The sequence below is a fragment of the Planobispora rosea genome (assembly GCF_014648175.1).
GTDB classification, from domain to species: Bacteria; Actinomycetota; Actinomycetes; order Streptosporangiales; family Streptosporangiaceae; genus Planobispora; species Planobispora rosea.
Window position 1 is genome coordinate 1 of sequence record NZ_BMQP01000017.1, and the last position, 16,441, is coordinate 16,441.

Consider the following 16,441-nt stretch of genomic DNA (forward strand, 5'->3'; position numbering starts at 1 on the left):
TCAACGGCGACGGCGTCTCCGACTACACCGAGTACCAGGGCCCCTTCCCCACCGCCTGACACGGGTGAGCGCCGGGTAGCCGGGTGTCCGGATGACCGGGTGACTGGGTGACCGGGTGACCGTCCCGGACTCCGGAGCCGGGCGGTCAGGCGCTCGCGCAGGAGTCGTTGGTGGCGTCGAAGCTCTCCAGGCCGCCGGCGCCGGCCTTGTTCAGCTCCTTGAGCCCCTGCCAGTCGTCGCCGATCGTCAGCACGAGCCGGCCGGTCGTCGCCGCGGGCACCAGCCGGCCGGCGGAGCTCACCAGGTCGCGGGAGAGCGTCGGCGCCTTGGTCGCGCCCTTGGGCGAGTAGGCGATCGTGGTCTTCGGGTACGGCTTGCGCGCGGTGTCGCCGATCTTGGCGATGTGATAGCCCCGCTCCTCCAGCACGGCCGCGACCGAGGTGGCCAGACCGGACCTCCAGGTGCCGTTGCGCACCTCGACGTGGATCTTGGATCGCGCCACCTTGGCCTGCCCGCCCTTGATCCCGGTGTCGGCGATCGGCTTGTCGCTCGCCACGATCTTGAACAGCTGCGTGCTCAGCGGTTCCACCCACTCCACCCTCCCCGGATGGGTGAGCGAGTAGCGCCACGGGGTCGTGATGAAGTGGATCTGCCCGGCGGCCAGGCCCCGGGCGCTGGTCGCGAGGTCTTTCACGACCCCGGGGGTGAGCCCGGGGTCGGTGGTCACCGACTTGGTGGCCGCGTCCAGGAATCCGTAGAGCTTGGTCGGGTCGGTCAGCGTCTCACCGCTCATCACCTTCTTGACCATCGAGGCGATGAACATCTGCTGCCGCTGGATGCGTCCGATGTCGGAGCCGTCCCCCAGGCTATATCGGGCGCGGACGTAGCCGAGGGCCTGCTCGCCCTTGAGTGTCTGCCGCCCCGCGGGCAGCCGGAGCAGGGCCCTGGTGTCGTCGATCGGCTCGGGAACGCAGACCTCGACCCCGCCGATCGCGTCGACCATGCCCTTGAACCCGGTGAAGTCGACCTTGACGAAGTGGTCGATGTGGATGCCGGTGAGCGCCTCGATCGTCTTCCAGGTGCAGGTGATGCCGCCGGAGTTGAACGACTCGTTGATCATTCCGATGTGGGGCTGCTGCCCGGGGAGCCCCTGCCGGGCCCGGCAGGCCGGGAGCTGGACCATCGAGTCGCGCGGGAAGCTGATCACCATCGCGTTGTCGCGCTTCGGGGAGATGTGCGCGAGCATGATCGTGTCGGTCCGCTCACCGGCGAACCTGCCGTACTTCGCGTTCTTGCCGTTGCGCTGGTCCGAGCCGACGACCAGCACGTTCATCGCCTTCGTCGCGACCTTGACCGGCCGGGTCCCCAGGTCCTCCGCGCCGACCTCGATGTGCTTGACGTTCCCGGCCAGCTTGACGTAGGCACCGACCGCCGTCGCGGTCACCGCCGTCACGACGATCATGACGGCCGCCACCAGCCACCACACCCACCGGCGGCGACGCCGGGGCGTGGTCCGGGGGACCGCGTCGATCGAACCGCTGCTCACGTGACTCCAGACGACGACAGGCCGGAGCGCGCTCATGTGTACACCGCGTTACGGCCGTGACCGAGTGTACTTATCCCTCATAAGAGGCGGGTAAGAACTGCGGGCGTGGCGCATCGTGTCGTATGAGGAAAACGGTCCCTGTTACGATCCGCCGATGATTATCCGCAATGGTGGTATCGGTGATGTTCAGGCTGTTCTGAGGATGTTCGACAGCGCAGTCACGTGGCTGGTCTCGCAGGGCCGTACCGGCCAGTGGGGCAGTGAGCCGTTCTCCGCCGACCCCGCCCGCGCGGAGCGGATCACCGGATGGGCCGCCTCCGGCGGGATGCGCATCGCCGAGATCGACGGCGAACCCGCCGGATGCGTCGTCTTCGGCGGGCCGATGCCCTACGTCGCCCCCGCTTCCGAGCCGGAGCTGTACGTCCAGGCCCTCGTCATCGACCAGCGCTTCCACGGCCGAGGCGTCGGCTCCGCCCTGCTGGGACTGGCTCCCTCCGAAGCGGCGGAGCGGGGAGTTTCCCTGGTCAGGGTCGACTGCTACGCCGGGGACGACGGCCGGTTGGTGCGTTACTACGAGAGCCAGGGGTTCACCAGGACGGAGACGTTCACGGTCGGTGAGTGGCCCGGCCAGCTCCTGGAGATGCGCCTGGCCCGGTGACGGGCACGGTGCCCGGCCCGGTGATGGGCCCGGTGACGGATATGGTCAGCAGGGGCTCAGCCCGCCGAGGCCCCCGCGTCCATCGGGTAGATACGGAGCCAGTCCACCTCCATCCACGCCTCTCCGGAACTGCCCTGGCCGGGGAACCAGTCCAGCTGCAGACAGACCGACATCGGGCTGTGCGTGGCGTTGGGTGAGCGGAACCACTCCCGCCCGTCGATGTAGCCGACGACCCCGCCCGGCCCGTTCTCCACGGCGTAGGTGTGCCAGGTGGTCATGTCCACGTTCGCGTGCGCCTGTTCCTGTCCCTGGGGGGTGTGCAGGAAGAAGTTCGGCCGCTGCCTCTCGGGGTCGTCGATGACCTCCAGGAAGTCGATCTCCTCGCCCGTGGCGCTGCGGACGTTCCCCCCGCCGTCCTGCGGCCACAGCAGGGCGACGGGATGGTAGGAACCCGCCCCCGGATACAGGCGGACGCGGACCTCCCACCTCCCATACGGCTGGACGTGGCGCGCGGCCAGCCCCGCGGTGGTCCCGTCCGCGAGACCGTACAGGTAGAGCGCTCCGCCGCCCAGATAGAGCTGGCCGGACGAACGGCGGCCGTTGCCCGCGTGCCCGGGGGAGTCGTAGAACACCCATTCGGACGGGTCCAGATACTCGTCGTCGAATTCGGCGCACCAAGCGGGGACGCCCCAGCCGTGCACCCCGGCGGCGCTGGCGGGGTCCGGGGCGGCGGAGCAGGCCGGGGCGGTCTCGCCCTGTGCCGTGCTGAGCGTGGTCAGCGCCATCGCCGCCACGGCGCTGAGAACGGCGAGCCGCAGGTGAGAGCGGGAGATCATGGCTGCTCCTGGGTTCTGGCGCAGAGCGACGGCAGGCTGAACGCCCAGCACCCGGTCCGGTCCGGGATCACGCGCTCCCCGGCGGTCGCCGGAGGATCACCGGGGTCCGTCCCGCTGTCCGCCTTGACGCGCGTGCCCGCCGGGGGAGCCGAGGGCGGCATGAAGACCCACCGCGGAACCTCCTGTGACGAGCCTCCCCACCCCTGTGACGGGTCCTGCTGCGCCGTCGCCGGAGCGCCGTGAGGGGCCGCGAGGGCATCGACGGGACCGGCTGATCCGGTGGTACGGCCGCGCCAGGGGGCGAGACCCCAGCACATGGCGTCGGCGGAGGACCGGCAGCCTCCGGAGGGCCGTGCCAGGGGCGGGAGCGGCATGACCCGCTTCGATCGCGGTGCCATCGCGAGCACCGACGTACTCGCGGACGGCGCGGAGAGCGGAGCCGCGGTGGCGGTGGACGTGCCGCCGGGCCTGACCGTCGGCGGTGCGGTGGGCTCGGCCGGTCCGGTGGCGGGGGGATCGGTGAGGGTCGGCCGTGGGATGGGTTCGGCGGACGTGGTGGCCGTGGGCTTGGGCGATTTGGTGGTGGTCGGCCGCGCGGTGGGCTTGGTGGTGGGCTTGGGGGATTTGGTGGCCGTGGGTTTGGTCGTGGGCTTGGCCGATTTGGTGGTGGTCGGCCGCGCGGTGGGCTTGGGGGATTTGGTGGCGGTGGGTTTGACGGTGGGTTTGGTGGTGGGTTTGGGGGATTTGGTGGCGGTGGGCTTGTCTGTGGGTTTGATTGGTTCGATGGTGGGTTGGGCCGTTGTGGGCTTCGTGGGGGAAGGCGTCGGCTTCTCGGGTGTGGGCTTCTCCGACGCGGACGGGGTGGGGGTCGCCGTAGGCCGGGGATCCGTTGTGGACGACGGTGACGGGCTGGCCGAGATGGTTCCGGTGGGAGTGGGTGCCCGCCTCTCGCTGGCGGTGGGGGTGGGGGACGGTTTCCTCATCCGATCGCCGGTCGGGCGCGGACTCGGACGCGGCGGCCGCGTGGGACCACCGGTCGGGCGGGACGGGTTGTCCGCCGAAGGCTCCTCTGAGGGCTCCTTTGAGGGCTCCTTTGAGGGCTTCTCTGAAGGCTCTGCCGAAGGCTCCGCCGAGCGCTCGGCGGAGGGCTCGGCCGAAGGCTCCGGTGAAGGTTCCGGGGGATTCTCCGGTGGAGACTCGGATGGGATCTCGGAGGCTGTGGGCTCGGGAGCGTCCGGGGCGGAGGGAACGGGCATGGGCATCGGCTCCGCGGCGGCCGTCCAGGGGTGAGCGATGACGGCGCTGGTCGTCGCCGAGATCGCGGCCAGGAGCAGGCCGGAGACGAAGGTGACGCGCCGCGGGGAGCCGGGCGAGGCGGGGGTGACACGCCGGGAGGGGCTGCGTGCGGGCATGGGACCTTCCTCAGGCTACGGGGTGGGACCGGCGACGGCTTTCCACCCGGCCGCGATGAACTCGGGGGTGCCGGGAGCGGCGATCGGGGGAACGACGGTGGGCAGGGGGTCGGGGGTGTTGAACCAGTCCCCGGTCCCGTCGCGGATCCCGGGCCTCCAGACCATGAGCACGCTCATGGCGAAGGGACTGGAGTACGTCGGCGCGGCGTCTCCCGTGCCCTCGGTGGCGGTCACCCGTACCAGGAGGGAGACCTGCACCTGGTCCTCGGCGCGGTTGTGCCACTGCACGCCGATCGTCCTGGTCCGCAGGGCCGCCCCCTCGGGCAACGGTCCGTCCACGGGCAGGCCGATGGTCTTCCGCCAGCCGCTGACGGTGGCGCCCGCGCCGTCCCGGGCGGCTTCCCGGTGCTCCGGCAGGGCGTACAGCACTGCGGCCTGCTCGGCCTGGACGGGATCGAGCGTCCAGGCGGCCTCCAGGGCCGCAGCCGCCGCCGAGACCGCTCCCAGCTCGGTACGCGGGAACCCGATCGGATATCCGGCGTCCCCGTGGTAGGCGGAGGGCGTGGCGAGGGTGATGCCGGCCGGGCTCCCGGAGGCGGCGGGCCGCTGCGGCTCCGCCCCGCCGCGCAGGACGGACCATCCCGCGAACGCCGTCGCGGTGACCACGGCGGCCGCGGCGGCGACGACGACCTTCCGCCGGAACGCACGGCCGGGAGGGCCCAGGTCGACGTCGAGCACGGACTCCTCGACGGTCGGGGACATCAGCGGCTCCGGGAGGAGTGCAGGCCGAACGCCTGCCCCGCCGCGGCGGCCAGGCGCAGATAGGCACCCCGGGTGGCGGGACGCAGGCGGGTCAGGTCCACTTCCGCGCCCTCTTTGAGGTGGGGGTCGTACGGCACGCGGATCACGGCACGGCAGCGGGCGGCGAAATGGCGTTCCAGAAGCGTCAGGTCCACCTCGGTCTTCGGCTCCACGGCGTTCAGCACGACGATGGCGTTCCTGGCCAGGTCGGCGTGGCCGTGGGCGTTCAGCCAGTCCAGGGTGGCCCCGGCGGAGTTCGCCCCGTCCACGGCGACCATGGTGACCAGCACGATCTGGTCGGCGAGCTCCAGGGTCGCGCCCATCGCCCCATGGAGCAGGCCGGTTCCGCAGTCGGTGATGCAGATCGAGTAGTAGCGCTCGATCAGCCCGGTCACCGTACGGTAGTCCTCCGCGCCGAAGGCCTCGCTGACGGCCGGGTCGGTGTCGGAGGCGAGGACCTCCAGCCGTGCGGGGGACTGCGAGGTGAAGGCCCGCGCCTCGGCGTAGCGGGCGATGTGGGGTGCTTCGGCGAGCAGGGTGCGGATGGTGGCTGCCGTCTCCGACCTGACCTTCAGTCCGAGGGTTCCCCGATCGGGGTTGGCGTCGATCGCGATCACCCGGTCCCCTCGGAGGGAGGCCAGCGTGTTGCCCAGGGCGGCGGTCGTCGTCGTCTTGCCCACCCCGCCCTTGAGGCTCATGACCGCGATCCGGTGGTGCCCGTTCGCCACCGGCGTCTGGGCGTGGGCGATCAGGGTCCGCCGCTCCATCTCCGCGGCGGACTCGGCGGGGATGAACCGTTTGCCCGACAGCAACCAGACGAGCCGTCTCCAGCCGCCCGAGGGCTCCGGCCGCCGGTTGGTGAGCAGGTGCTCCGCGGTGAGCGGGATCGTCTCGGGCCCCGTCTCCGTCTGGGCCTCGGGCCGTTCTCCCGGGCGTGTCCCGGGCGGGAGGCCGGATGGGGACCCGGACGAGGACCCGGGCGGGGATGTGGACGGGGACGGGGGCACGGACGCGGACCCGGACCCGGACGGTGCGGACCCGGCAGGCGACACGGGGTGGATCCGGGGAGAGAGGTCTGTCATGACCGGGGTCCTTTCACGCAGGACGGTGTGACACGGGAGACCTGTCAACAGGTACGCCAGCGAACCGTCGTGGAGATCGAGTCGTTTCCGGGGCCGTGGACGGTGAGCGGGACGGTCATCGGGGCGGGTGCGCCGCACCAGTGCCGGACCCGCAGGGCGCGCAGGGCGAGCACGGTCGTCTCCCCCGGGTTCAGGACACCCGTCGAGGGGGTCACGTCGAGGCCGGGAGCCGATACGCGCCATCGCAGCTCACGTGGCTCACTTGGCTCACGTGGCTCGCGGAGCTCGGCTTCCGAGGTGGCGGTCAGGGTCACGCTGCCCCTGCCGTACTCGTCCAGGGTCACCTCGGCGGGTACGCGCAGCAGCGCCGCCAGGCGGTCCCCGGCGCCTCCCGGAGCGGAGGCGTTGAGAGACGCCGAGGGTTCGCCCGCCGTGGCGGCCCGGGGCAGGGAGGATGGGAGCGCGCTGGGCCCCGGTTCGTTCCCGAGGGCGGGCCCCAGGAGGTTCATCCCGGTCAGGGTGCCCGCCGTACCGGCGACGGCGATGATGACGATCTTGACTGTTGTCGCCCGCGCCCGTTCCCCGGCCGACACGAGCGCCTTGCCGAGCCGGGACTCGCCGCGGGGGCGTTCGGGATCGTGGGCACGGGTCCCGGAGCCGCCGGGGAATCGCACGGTGGAGTCGGGGATGGTGGGAGGGATGTCGAGGTTCGCGCGTTCCGCGGGGGAGGTTTCGCCGGCGCGGGCCCAGCGGGGGGAGAGCAGCGCGTCCGGCAGGGGAGGCGGTTGCGGGCGTGACGCCGGGGCGCGTGATATCTGGGGACGCGAGGTCTGCGCATGTGACGTCTGCGCATGTGGCGTCTGTGGGTGTGACGTCTGCGGATGTGGCGTCTGCGGGCGTGATGTCTGGGGGCGCGACGTCTTCACCGGGCCGGAATCCGTCATCGCGTACGGGGCGGTACCCCGCCGTGGCACGGGCCCGGTCCGGCCCGCCTCCGGGGGAAGCGCTCCGGGGACGGGCAGATCCGACGCGGTGGAGGGCGAAGCGGCCGGAGGCAGGGTGTCCAGGAGCCGCTGCCTCGCCTCGGCGGTGAGGAGTGGGATCGGCGGGTGCGCACTCATCTGCGGAACCGTGTAGCGGATGTTGATCGGCCGCGTGCACGTCGGGCACCTGGCCATGTGGGAGAGCAGGTTCGTCCGGGCGCAGGCGCGCTCGGCGGGAGTCTGCCGCCGCTGCTCGCCGGGGAAGGCCGCCTCCACCAGCGGAGGCAGGTCCGGGCAGGGCCCGCGCCCGTGGGCGAGGGCGTCCAGGGCGCTCACGAGGGTCTCGATGACGTCCTGGGTCCTGGTCGCGAGCCCGTCGATCTCCTCCGCGGGCAGTGCGAGGACGTGGACGAGATCGTCCGGGGTCAGCCCGTGGCGGAACATCAGCCGGAGGATCTCCGCGCCCAGCGGCTCGACCAGCCGCCACGCCCGCTCGATCAGCAGGGCGTCCGGCATTCCCGGCCCGGTGCCGGGCACGTATCCCTCCCGGTGACCGGGTGCGGTGGAGCAATCCCGCCGCAGTACGGCCAGGAGCCACGCGCGCGCCGAGATGCCCTCGGGGACGGTCCGGGCGGCGCAGGCGGCGACGGCGGCGGCGACCGCCCCGGGCGCACGGTCCGCTCCGAGGTGGTATCCGGCGTAGTCCAGCAGGTGCGCACCGTGCTCGCTCACCCACGCCGCCCACTGGCCGGGGCCGAGCACGGTGTTCCCGGTGCCGGTGCGCGAGCTCACGGGCCTGTGTACTCGCCGGGGCCCTGCCAGGGCTCGCCGGGATCGGACTGCCCTGGATCGGACTGCCCTGGATCGGACTGCCCTGGATCGGTGGACTCCCCAGGAGGCTGTTCCTGTTCGGGCCGGCCCGGAATCGTCTGCTCGGAATCAGGCCGCTCCGGGGGCGCGGTGCTGGAACTGGGCGGTGACGGGTCGATCACCACCAGTTCCAGATCGCGCTCGGGCAGCCCGGTGAACTTGGTCCAGTTGCTGACCTCCCCGGGGGCCGGTTCGGCGAAGAGCCAGCGGATGAAGGCGGGCCACTGGCACGAGTCGCGGGGGATGGTCCCCACGGGCCGCATGACGGACGCGCCGTCCTGGGGAGAGCGCAGCGCGCGGAGCTCCTCGGCGGTGTAGTTGCGGCACGGAGGCGTGCCGGGAGGGGCGATGGTGAGGTCCCACACGCCTTCGGAGTCCGTGTACCGCATGTTCCTGTCCAGTCCCAGCTCTCTCTGGATGCGCCGCATCAGCTCGGGATCCTGGAAGATCGGCAGGGAGGGGTCGCCCCGGACGGAGTCCCTGGGTTCCGAGGGACGCGGGTCCTGGGGAGAGGACGGGACCGCGGACGTGTCGTGTTCGGGGGAGCCGCTCGGCTCGGGGTTCTGGACGGGCGGCGGGGCCGGGCTCTCCTCGGGACCGGGGCTCTCTCCCGGGTTCGGGGGGCCGGAGGTCTCCTCGGGGTCGGGGCTCTCCCCGGGATCGGGAACAGGATCCTCTTCCGGGCCGGAGACGTCGGGAGTGGGAGTGACGCGGGGAGGCGGGTTCTGGGCGTGCCTGGACGGGACCACCGGGCGGAGCGTCTCCGTGGAAGGCGGCTCGATCCTGGGAGCCTCCGCGGAGGGGGAGTGGCTGCGGGGATCGTCCGGCGGAGCGGGTGTGCCGGAGTCGGCCGAGGGCGTGGGCCGGACGCCGGAGGGTGTGGGCTGGACGACCGTCCGGGACGGTGCTGGAGGAGGAGGGGAGAGGGTGCCGGAGGGCGGCCGCTTGAAGGTGGCGCTCGCCTCCGGGAGAGGTTTGACGTGGACCCCCTCCGGTCTCGCGGACGGAGGCTTCTCCCCGCTCGGCTTCGGGTTCGGGGTGGATTTCTCGCTCGGTTTCGAGCTGGCGGTGGGTTCCTTGGTCGGTTTCGAACTGGGGGCGGGTTCCTTGGTCGGTTTCGAGCTGGCGGTGGGCTTCTGCTTCGGCGGCGCGGGGTTGGCCGGCGGGGGCTGGACGGGCTTCGGCTGAGCCGGCGGCTTGACGGCGCTCGACTTGGACGCCTTGGGCTTGGACGACGCGGACGGCCGGGACGAAGCGGACGGCTTCTTGGACGGAGCCGGGGCGCCGTTGGGATTGCCGGGGCTGAGGGCGGACAGGGCGTCGCCGATGATGGGCAGCGTGATGCAGCCCGACAGGTCGCCGTCGACCACGCGGCCGTCAATGGTGAGAGTCAGGCAGATCGGGTCGTTCTCCGCCCGTGCCGACTGGGTCGTCCAGGCCGCGGCGTCGGAACTCAGGAGATAGGTGCCCGCGGCCAGCCGCACCGTCTCCACCTGGGCGGGCTGGGACCGCATCGAGACGACGGTCCCCAGCCCCGCGCCGGCCCCGAACACTCCGACCGCGACACCTGCGGTGAGCACCGTCGCGCGCGAGGGCTTACGTGAGGGTGCCATCGTGAACGCTCCTCTCCTTCCGGTTGGACGTCAGGTGCCGTGGCTCTCCAGAACTTCGGACCACTCGCCGAGCACTCGCACCCGCTCGCCGGAACTCGCGGGTGGGATGTAGGCCACGTACATGCGGCCGTATGTCGCGCTCGCCGAGCGGGCGAACGCCGTACCGCCGGTGCGGACACCGGCCGATCCGTTCAAGGTGACCGTCGAGCCGGCCCGCCGGGCCTCGCGCAGGTCGGTGGAGCGGGCGCCGTACCAGACCAGCGCGCCTCCGTCGCTCGTCATCAGCGAGCGCACCGGCCCCACGGGCCGGTAGAAGAGCGACAGCTCCCATCCGGCCTTCTCCAGTTGCTCGCGTTCCTGCCGCCAGAAGGTCACCGCCTGGTCGGTCCAGGGACCGTCGGCGAAGAGGCGGTCCGGCGTGGCGCTCTCCAGACTCGCCAGGTGGGCGTGGACGGCCTGGCGCGGGGTGGCGAGCAGCCCGGATGCGTCCTCCGGAAGGCTCGTGGCGTACCCGTCGGCGTCGATCGCGATCTCGGGGAGCGGCGCGGCGGGGACGTGCGTGTCCGCGGTGAACGCCGTCAGCCGCCACCCGTCGGGGGTCGAGGTCAGCAGCTTGCTGACCCTGGCGACCTCCGGTTCGTGCGCGACGGCGACGAACCAGTCCGTGGTGCCCGCGGTGTCACGGGGGACCCAGATCTCCGGCTTGGGCCAGAGCCCCGCCGCCACCTTCGTCCCCTGCGTACGGGCGGTCTCGAAGGCCGCCTTCGACATCTCCAGGGCCAGTCCCCGCTCCAGCCTGCCCAGCGCGCGGTCGTCCATCTCCTGCTGGGCGAGGGAGAGGTCACGGGCGTAACGATCGTGTGCCCGGCGCGCGTCCTGGACGGTGAGTGCGACGGGCCGGGACTCCGCCGGAGGACTCTCCACCGGCTCCCCGTCCGTCACGGCGGGCGCGGGAGTGGAACGGGCGACGGTGGTCACCGGTTCGGAGGCGCCGGACGTGACGACCCAGACCAGCACGCCGCCCACGGCTAACAGGGTGATTCCGGACAGGACGGTCTTCCGCCCGGTGAACACCGGCAGCCGTTCGGGCTCTGCGTCGTCGTCGATGTCACGTCCAGTGATGGGAGCGATGCGCTCAGAGCGCCAGACGACCTTGTCTGGGGGATCTGATGCATTCCGCGACATAGATCCCGATATTAGACTGACAATAATCTAGGGGGAAGGTAAAGGACAAAAGTTATTTGCGGCCGGGGATCTCATCCTGGAAACGACGCGTGTTCTGGAATACGGACTGCCCCTAATGGAAGATCCGGCGATCTTTGGTAGTCGATGTGCTGGCCGTACCAGCACTTCTCTAGAGACTTGCCGCGATGCCTGCTGTTTATATGTCCTTGACAACCTTTCTTTTGAGGCTTACCGGTCCCCGAATGAATTAAATGATCATTTACTGTTTGCCATCCTGACATCTGGGCTTTCGGTTAGGCGCTATTCGGTGTGAACGGTGATGGGGCGGACACGGGCTGACCGGCACGAAGGAGGGGTGTCTTCTCGTGGCGAGGCCGTTGACCCGGCCGAGCTGAGGCAGGGGAGGTGAACTCCGATAAAGTCCGGCAAGTGATCAAGTTGAGTGGCGCGCGGACCGTACGGCCGGCGCTCGCGCTCGTGGTACTCGCGGGCGGAGCCGCGGCGAGCTCGCCGATGCCGTACGAGTTCGGCCGCTGCTTCTCCATGTCCGTAGGCAACTCGGTCTCGATGTCCTGCGTCGACGCCGCGGGGGCACCGGACCCGGAGGCCGAGGCGGAGCTCCGCGCCCACGCGCTCACCCCGGAGCAGGCACGCGCCGCCGGGTGCGAGCCGGTCGAGTGGGACGACGGCTCGGAGCCGTCCCCTGCGGAGCCGGAGATCGTCACGACGGACGAGCCAGAACCCACCCCCTCCCCCCGGACGCCGGATCCGGCGGTCACCGCCCGGGTGAACCGGGCGTGGGACCGGATCGAGCGCTGGCTGGGCACCCACGCCTCGGCGACCCTGCGCAAGCTCGGGCATCCCGCCGAGCCGGAGGACCTGGCCACCTGGGAGGGCAACGGGAGAAACCGGCTCCCCGACGGCCTGTACGCCTCGTTGCTCCGCCACGACGGCGCCGACGGCGATTTCGGAGAGGGGTTCCAGCTGCCGCCCTCCCACGGCCTGGCCGACGTCTACAGCCACTTCAGGATGCAGGAATCCAACTGCCGGGATCTCGTCATGACAGGCCCGCCCGAGGCGGCCGACCCCGACCACGGGAAGTGGCACGGCAGCCTGTGGCCGTTCGCCGCGGACGGTGAGGGCCGGGAGCTGTTCGTCGACCCGCGCACCGGCCGGGTCGGCGAGAAGGTCTGGGACGGGAACGTCCGCTACGACGGTCCGATGGGCTGGCCGTCCTATCCCGACCTGCTGGAAGCGGTGGCCGCCTCCCTGGAGGGCGGCACGGCGCTGCGCGACTGGTATCCCACCGTCACCCCCGGATGCGAGCTGCGCTGGGCGGACGAACCCGCCGACACGCTTCCCACCGGGTGCGCGGGCGGCCCCCGGCCGTCCCCGACCCCCACCCCGACGGAGGAACCGGAGCCGGAGCGGCCTACGGACGAGGAGATCCGCGCCAGCGGCTGCCGTCCGGACCGGCGCCCGCCCGTCGTCCGCACCCCCGATCCGGCGGTCACCGCCAAGGTCGACGCGGTCTGGCGGCGCATCGAGCGCTGGCTGGCCCGCAGGGCCCCGGTCACCTACCGGACGTTGTACGGGCCCGCCCGGCCCGGAGAGATCGCCAAGGTCGAGGCCGCGATGGGCATGCGCTTCCCCGACGACCTGCGCGCCTCCCTGCTGCGCCACAACGGCGCCCGCTACTGGGGCGGTTTCGGGCCTCCGCCGTTCTACGAGTACATGTCGGCCAAGGCGCTGTACAGGGAGTGGAAGATGCTCTGCGGCATCGTCCTCGACGGACCCGGGGAGATGATCGGTTACTGGTGGGACGGCCATCTGCTCCCGTTCGCGACGACCATCGACGGGGGCAACATGTTCATCGACACGCGCACCGGCAAGACCGGCGACTACTTCAACGAGACCGGACTGAACATGGAGGGCGACGTCGTCTGGCCGTCCTACTACGCGCTGCTCAAGGCCACGGCGGCAGCCCTGGAGAGCGGCAGGCCCGTACGCGGCTGGCGGCCGGCGGTGCGCAAGGGCGAGCTGGACTGGGAGCCGGTCGAGGACGCACCGGCCGCTCGGGACTGACCGGCTGCCCGGGGCTGACCGGCCGCGCCGTCGCGGTTACCGGGAGCTGCCCAGTTTGAACACGGCCCGGCGGGCGACCTTGGCGAGCTTCTTGTCCCTGCTGTTCATGCTGATCGCGTTCAGCACCGGTTCCGCGGCGGGGTGCCCGAGCCGCCAGATCACCTCCAGGAGCGACCCGGCCTCCTCACCGAGCCTGCCGGCGTTCTCGGCGACCTCCTCGGGATAGCCCTGCTCGACGCTGGTTCCCCAGGCGTCCAGGAGCATCCACAGATCACCCGTCCGGTCCTCCTCGGACGTCTCGCCGAGATCCCGCAGACCCCTGCGGGCCCAGCCGCCGAGCGTGAGGTGCCCGGTCAGCTCCCGCCAGAGCGGCGCGGCGGCCCGGCCGAGACCGCCGACGAGGTGCACGACCATGCTCCGGGCGACGTACGCCTCCGGAGCCTCGACCTCCGCCAGCAGCGCGCGGGCGCCGTCGAGGGGATCCCGGGCGGCGAACCAGCCGGCGGCCAGCTCCTCCACGTCGGCGGCGCGGGCCGTACCGAGCACGGAGACCAGCTCCCCCGCGGAGAGCGAGGCGGGGTCCGGCAGGACCCGGACGTGCTGGCCGTTGCGGCGCAGCCGCTCGACCACCGCGTAGACGCCCAGCGGGGTGATCGCGAGCCGCTCGCCGTCCAGCGGCCTCACGGCTCCGTAGGCGGCCAGCCGCTCCAGCGCCGGTACGGCCAGCTCGTCGATCTCGGGCGCCATCGAGCGCAGCTGCTCGGTGACCTCCTTCAGCGGAAGCTCCGGCACGCCGGACAGGAACAGGTTCGTCAGCAGCATCGAGCCGAGCATCGGGGAGGCGGGGCCGGAGGCGGCGGCGTCGAACCCGCCCACCCACACGTCCAGCACCGCGTCGTCGTCGCCGTCCGGCCAGTCGCCCAGGCGCGGACCGGGGAGGACCTCCGTGTAGGAGAGTCGCAGGAGACCCGCGTCCACCGCGGTGCCGAACACCCACGGCCGGTCGGCCACGCCCGCCGCCTCGGCGTCCGCCGCGGAGAGGCCGTCGGCGCCCTCGGCCAGCGGGCGTCCCTGCCCGACCCATCGGGCCAGGTCCAGAGCCGCCCGGAGGGGCTCGCACGCCCGGGCGGCGGCGGCCAGCTCGGCGGTGGGCGCCAGCCGTACCGGGGGGAGCGCCTCGACCGTCTGCCGGGCCCGGTCGACGACGGTCCGCCGGGGGGAGGCCGGACCGCGCATGACCTCGGCGACCCGGGCCGGGTCCCGGAGCAGGCGGTCCATCCAGACCTTGACCGCGTCCTCGTCGTCCGGATCGACACCCTCGGCCATCATCGCCGCCACCAGCTTGCGCGCCCTGCCGTAGTCGCCGGGGGCCGCGCCGATGCCGCGCAGCGCCTCACCGGCCCCCTCGACGAGGGAGCGCAGCTCCCGCGGGGCGGAGCTGGGCGGGGTCAGCCCGCAGGTCTCGACCAGGAAGTCGAACCAGGTCAGCCAGGCCGCGGAGAGCGCCTCGGCGAGCCCGGGGGACAGCTCCCGTTCGGTCAGCGCCTCCATCACGGCCTCGACGTCGGAGACGCTCCACTGCGCGGGGTCGTCACGCAGGCACACCTCGCGGTGGGTCCGGAGCAGGAGCGTGAGGGCGTCGGCGTCCACGTCCCGCCACGCGCGGCACTCGTCGACTTTCCTGGCAATGTCATCCGTGTCGTGCATGTCATCCACACCGTCGTCTACGCCGTCATCCACACCGCGACTGTATCGGCGGCCCGCGATCGCCGCTGCCGTACGGCCGCGCCGCATGAGGTGTTCGGCATGTGACGGGGTGCGGCATGTGACGGGGTGCGGCACGTGACGGGGTACGGCTGCCGTCCCGGAACTGCGCGTTCCCGGACATGAGAAGGGCGGCGAAAGAGAAAAACTTCATCGATTCGGCCGCGTCCCCGCTCTCCCGCCCACCCGGTTGTGATCTTTTCGGGGGAGGTGTGCGAGGAAGAGAGGGTGATGACCGGCAAGCCGGAGAAGCACGACATCGACGAGGTGCTCCAGCAGGCGCTGTCCCGGCTGACGTTGCTCAGCGGCGTGACGGCGGCCCTGTCCAGCACGTTGTCGACCGAGGAGGCGGTGCGTCGGCTCTGCCGGATCCTGGTGCCGCAGCTGGCCGACTGGTGCGCGGTGGACCTGCTGGACGAGCAGGGGCACCCGAACCGGGTGGCGGTGACGCACCGCGATCCCGAGCGGCTGCCCGAGGGCCGGTTCGAGGGGCCGCTGCCGCCGATCCACGACGAGCATCCCGGCCCGCTGGCCCAGGTGCTGCGCGGGGCCGGGCCGCTGCTGCTGACCCCGGTCTCGTCCACGGAGTGGCCCGGCGACCCGTTGCACGCCGTACAGGCTGAGATGTTCCGGAGGCTGGGCTCCGACAGCGCGATCCTCGCCCCGCTCCGCGCCCGGCAGCAGGTCCTCGGCGCGCTGACCATCGTACGGACGGGCCAGGACCGGCCGCTGACGGCCGACGACCAGTCGATCGTCGAGGACCTGGCACACCGGGTGGCCCTGGCCGTGGACAACGGGCGCCTGTACCGGGCGGCGCAGCACATCGCCGAACGGCTGCAGCGCTCGCTCCTGCCGGACCGGCTCCCCGAGACCGGTGCGCTCCGGCTGGCCGCGCGCTACAGCCCGGCCCACGAGACCGCCGAGGTGGGCGGTGACTGGTACGACGCCTTCGTCATGCCCAAGGGCGACATCGCGCTGATCATCGGGGATGTGGCCGGCCACGACCTGCCCGCCGCGGTGGTCATGAGCCAGCTCCGCAACATGTTGCGCACCCTGGCCTGCGACCGGGGGGAACCGCCGAGCGAGATCCTGCGCCGCCTGGACGCGGTCAACGAGACCCTGTACGGCACGCGCACCGCCACCTGCCTGTACGGCCTGATCACCGGGGCGGAGAGCGGCCCCTGGGGCTTCCACCACTCCAGCGCCGGGCACCTGCCCCCGCTGCTGGTCACCCACGAAGGGGAGACCCGCTACCTGGAGGGCGGCGAAGGGCTGCTGCTCGGCGTGGACCCCGGGGTGCCGCGCCGGGACGCCTTCGACGAGCTGCCGCCGCGGTCCACGCTCCTGCTCTACACCGACGGGCTGGTCGAACGGCCGGAGGAGCACCTCACCCACGGCATGACCCGGCTGCGCCAGCACGCCGCCGCCCTGGCCCGGGAGCCCGTGGAGGCGTTCTGCGACGGGATCCTCGCCGGGCTGGGCGGATCCGCCGACGACATCGCCCTGATCGCCCTGCGCGTCTCACCCACCGGGTGATGACCGGTCCCGTCCACGGCGGCCCGTTACGGCCGGGGCCGTGGGGGCATCGAGGGGTGGTAGGAGATAA

General features: G+C 72.0%; 12 protein-coding genes. 4 read left to right on the forward strand and 8 right to left on the reverse strand.

Going from position 1 to position 16,441, the window contains the following annotated elements; genetic code table 11:
* Positions 1-145 precede the first annotated feature (145 nt).
* Entirely contained in the window at positions 146-1,546 is a 1,401-nt protein-coding gene (locus tag IEZ08_RS18240; RefSeq protein WP_229803244.1) for an LCP family protein, read from the reverse strand.
* A gap of 202 nt (positions 1,547-1,748) precedes the next feature.
* On the opposite strand from IEZ08_RS18240, the gene IEZ08_RS18245 reads away from it, so the two are divergent.
* The gene (locus tag IEZ08_RS18245; protein WP_307815249.1) at positions 1,749-2,204 is read left to right on the forward strand and encodes a GNAT family N-acetyltransferase; all 456 of its coding nucleotides are present in this window, start codon (positions 1,749-1,751) and stop codon (positions 2,202-2,204) included.
* Between the two features lie 56 nt (positions 2,205-2,260).
* Here the strand turns inward: IEZ08_RS18245 and IEZ08_RS18250 are convergent, their stop codons facing one another.
* Positions 2,261-3,040 carry a glycoside hydrolase family 16 protein gene (locus tag IEZ08_RS18250; protein WP_068928174.1) on the reverse strand — a complete coding sequence of 260 codons (780 nt, stop codon included), beginning with the start codon at positions 3,038-3,040 and terminating at the stop codon, positions 2,261-2,263.
* Between the two features lie 372 nt (positions 3,041-3,412).
* Here IEZ08_RS18250 and IEZ08_RS18255 point away from each other — a divergent pair, with 372 nt between their 5' ends.
* Positions 3,413-4,330 (forward strand): hypothetical protein, encoded by a 918-nt coding sequence (locus tag IEZ08_RS18255; protein WP_189242556.1) that lies wholly within the window; start codon positions 3,413-3,415, stop codon positions 4,328-4,330.
* A gap of 137 nt (positions 4,331-4,467) precedes the next feature.
* Here the strand turns inward: IEZ08_RS18255 and IEZ08_RS18260 are convergent, their stop codons facing one another.
* The 5 genes from IEZ08_RS18260 to IEZ08_RS18280 form a co-directional block, all read right to left on the reverse strand.
* Positions 4,468-5,214, reverse strand: a complete 747-nt coding sequence (locus IEZ08_RS18260) for a hypothetical protein (RefSeq protein WP_068928172.1) — start codon at positions 5,212-5,214, stop codon at positions 4,468-4,470.
* Complete coding sequence (locus IEZ08_RS18265; RefSeq protein WP_084780829.1) at positions 5,214-6,260, reverse strand: MinD/ParA family ATP-binding protein; 1,047 nt, start codon at positions 6,258-6,260, stop codon at positions 5,214-5,216. Before IEZ08_RS18265 ends, IEZ08_RS18260 begins: the two co-directional genes overlap by 1 nt.
* A gap of 119 nt (positions 6,261-6,379) precedes the next feature.
* Positions 6,380-8,110, reverse strand: a complete 1,731-nt coding sequence (locus tag IEZ08_RS18270) for a hypothetical protein (protein WP_189242557.1) — start codon at positions 8,108-8,110, stop codon at positions 6,380-6,382.
* Positions 8,107-9,801 carry a hypothetical protein gene (locus IEZ08_RS18275; RefSeq protein WP_189242558.1) on the reverse strand — a complete coding sequence of 565 codons (1,695 nt, stop codon included), beginning with the start codon at positions 9,799-9,801 and terminating at the stop codon, positions 8,107-8,109. The genes IEZ08_RS18270 and IEZ08_RS18275 overlap by 4 nt, the downstream gene beginning before the upstream one ends.
* Positions 9,802-9,831: 30 nt before the next feature.
* Complete coding sequence (locus IEZ08_RS18280) at positions 9,832-10,986, reverse strand: DUF8094 domain-containing protein (RefSeq protein ID WP_189242559.1); 1,155 nt, start codon at positions 10,984-10,986, stop codon at positions 9,832-9,834.
* A gap of 429 nt (positions 10,987-11,415) precedes the next feature.
* Between IEZ08_RS18280 and IEZ08_RS18285 the strand changes: the two genes are divergently transcribed.
* Complete coding sequence (locus IEZ08_RS18285; protein ID WP_189242560.1) at positions 11,416-13,071, forward strand: SMI1/KNR4 family protein; 1,656 nt, start codon at positions 11,416-11,418, stop codon at positions 13,069-13,071.
* A 36-nt stretch (positions 13,072-13,107) separates the two neighbouring features.
* Here IEZ08_RS18285 and IEZ08_RS18290 read toward each other — a convergent pair whose 3' ends face one another.
* The gene (locus IEZ08_RS18290; protein ID WP_141704319.1) at positions 13,108-14,778 is read right to left on the reverse strand and encodes a hypothetical protein; all 1,671 of its coding nucleotides are present in this window, start codon (positions 14,776-14,778) and stop codon (positions 13,108-13,110) included.
* Positions 14,779-15,066: 288 nt separating this feature from the next.
* Here IEZ08_RS18290 and IEZ08_RS18295 point away from each other — a divergent pair, with 288 nt between their 5' ends.
* A complete protein-coding gene (locus tag IEZ08_RS18295) occupies positions 15,067-16,371 on the forward strand; it encodes a PP2C family protein-serine/threonine phosphatase (protein WP_189242561.1) in 1,305 nt (434 codons plus the stop codon).
* Positions 16,372-16,441: the final 70 nt, after the last annotated feature.

Coding starts and splice junctions, on each gene's coding strand:
- IEZ08_RS18245 (WP_307815249.1), top strand. CDS start 1,749: ATGTTCGACAGCGCAGTCACGTGGCTGGTCTCGCAGGGCCGTACCGGC.
- IEZ08_RS18250 (WP_068928174.1), bottom strand. CDS start 3,040: ATGATCTCCCGCTCTCACCTGCGGCTCGCCGTTCTCAGCGCCGTGGCG.
- IEZ08_RS18255 (WP_189242556.1), top strand. CDS start 3,413: ATGACCCGCTTCGATCGCGGTGCCATCGCGAGCACCGACGTACTCGCG.
- IEZ08_RS18260 (WP_068928172.1), bottom strand. CDS start 5,214: ATGTCCCCGACCGTCGAGGAGTCCGTGCTCGACGTCGACCTGGGCCCT.
- IEZ08_RS18275 (WP_189242558.1), bottom strand. CDS start 9,801: ATGGCACCCTCACGTAAGCCCTCGCGCGCGACGGTGCTCACCGCAGGT.
- IEZ08_RS18280 (WP_189242559.1), bottom strand. CDS start 10,986: ATGTCGCGGAATGCATCAGATCCCCCAGACAAGGTCGTCTGGCGCTCT.
- IEZ08_RS18290 (WP_141704319.1), bottom strand. CDS start 14,778: ATGCACGACACGGATGACATTGCCAGGAAAGTCGACGAGTGCCGCGCG.
- IEZ08_RS18295 (WP_189242561.1), top strand. CDS start 15,067: ATGACCGGCAAGCCGGAGAAGCACGACATCGACGAGGTGCTCCAGCAG.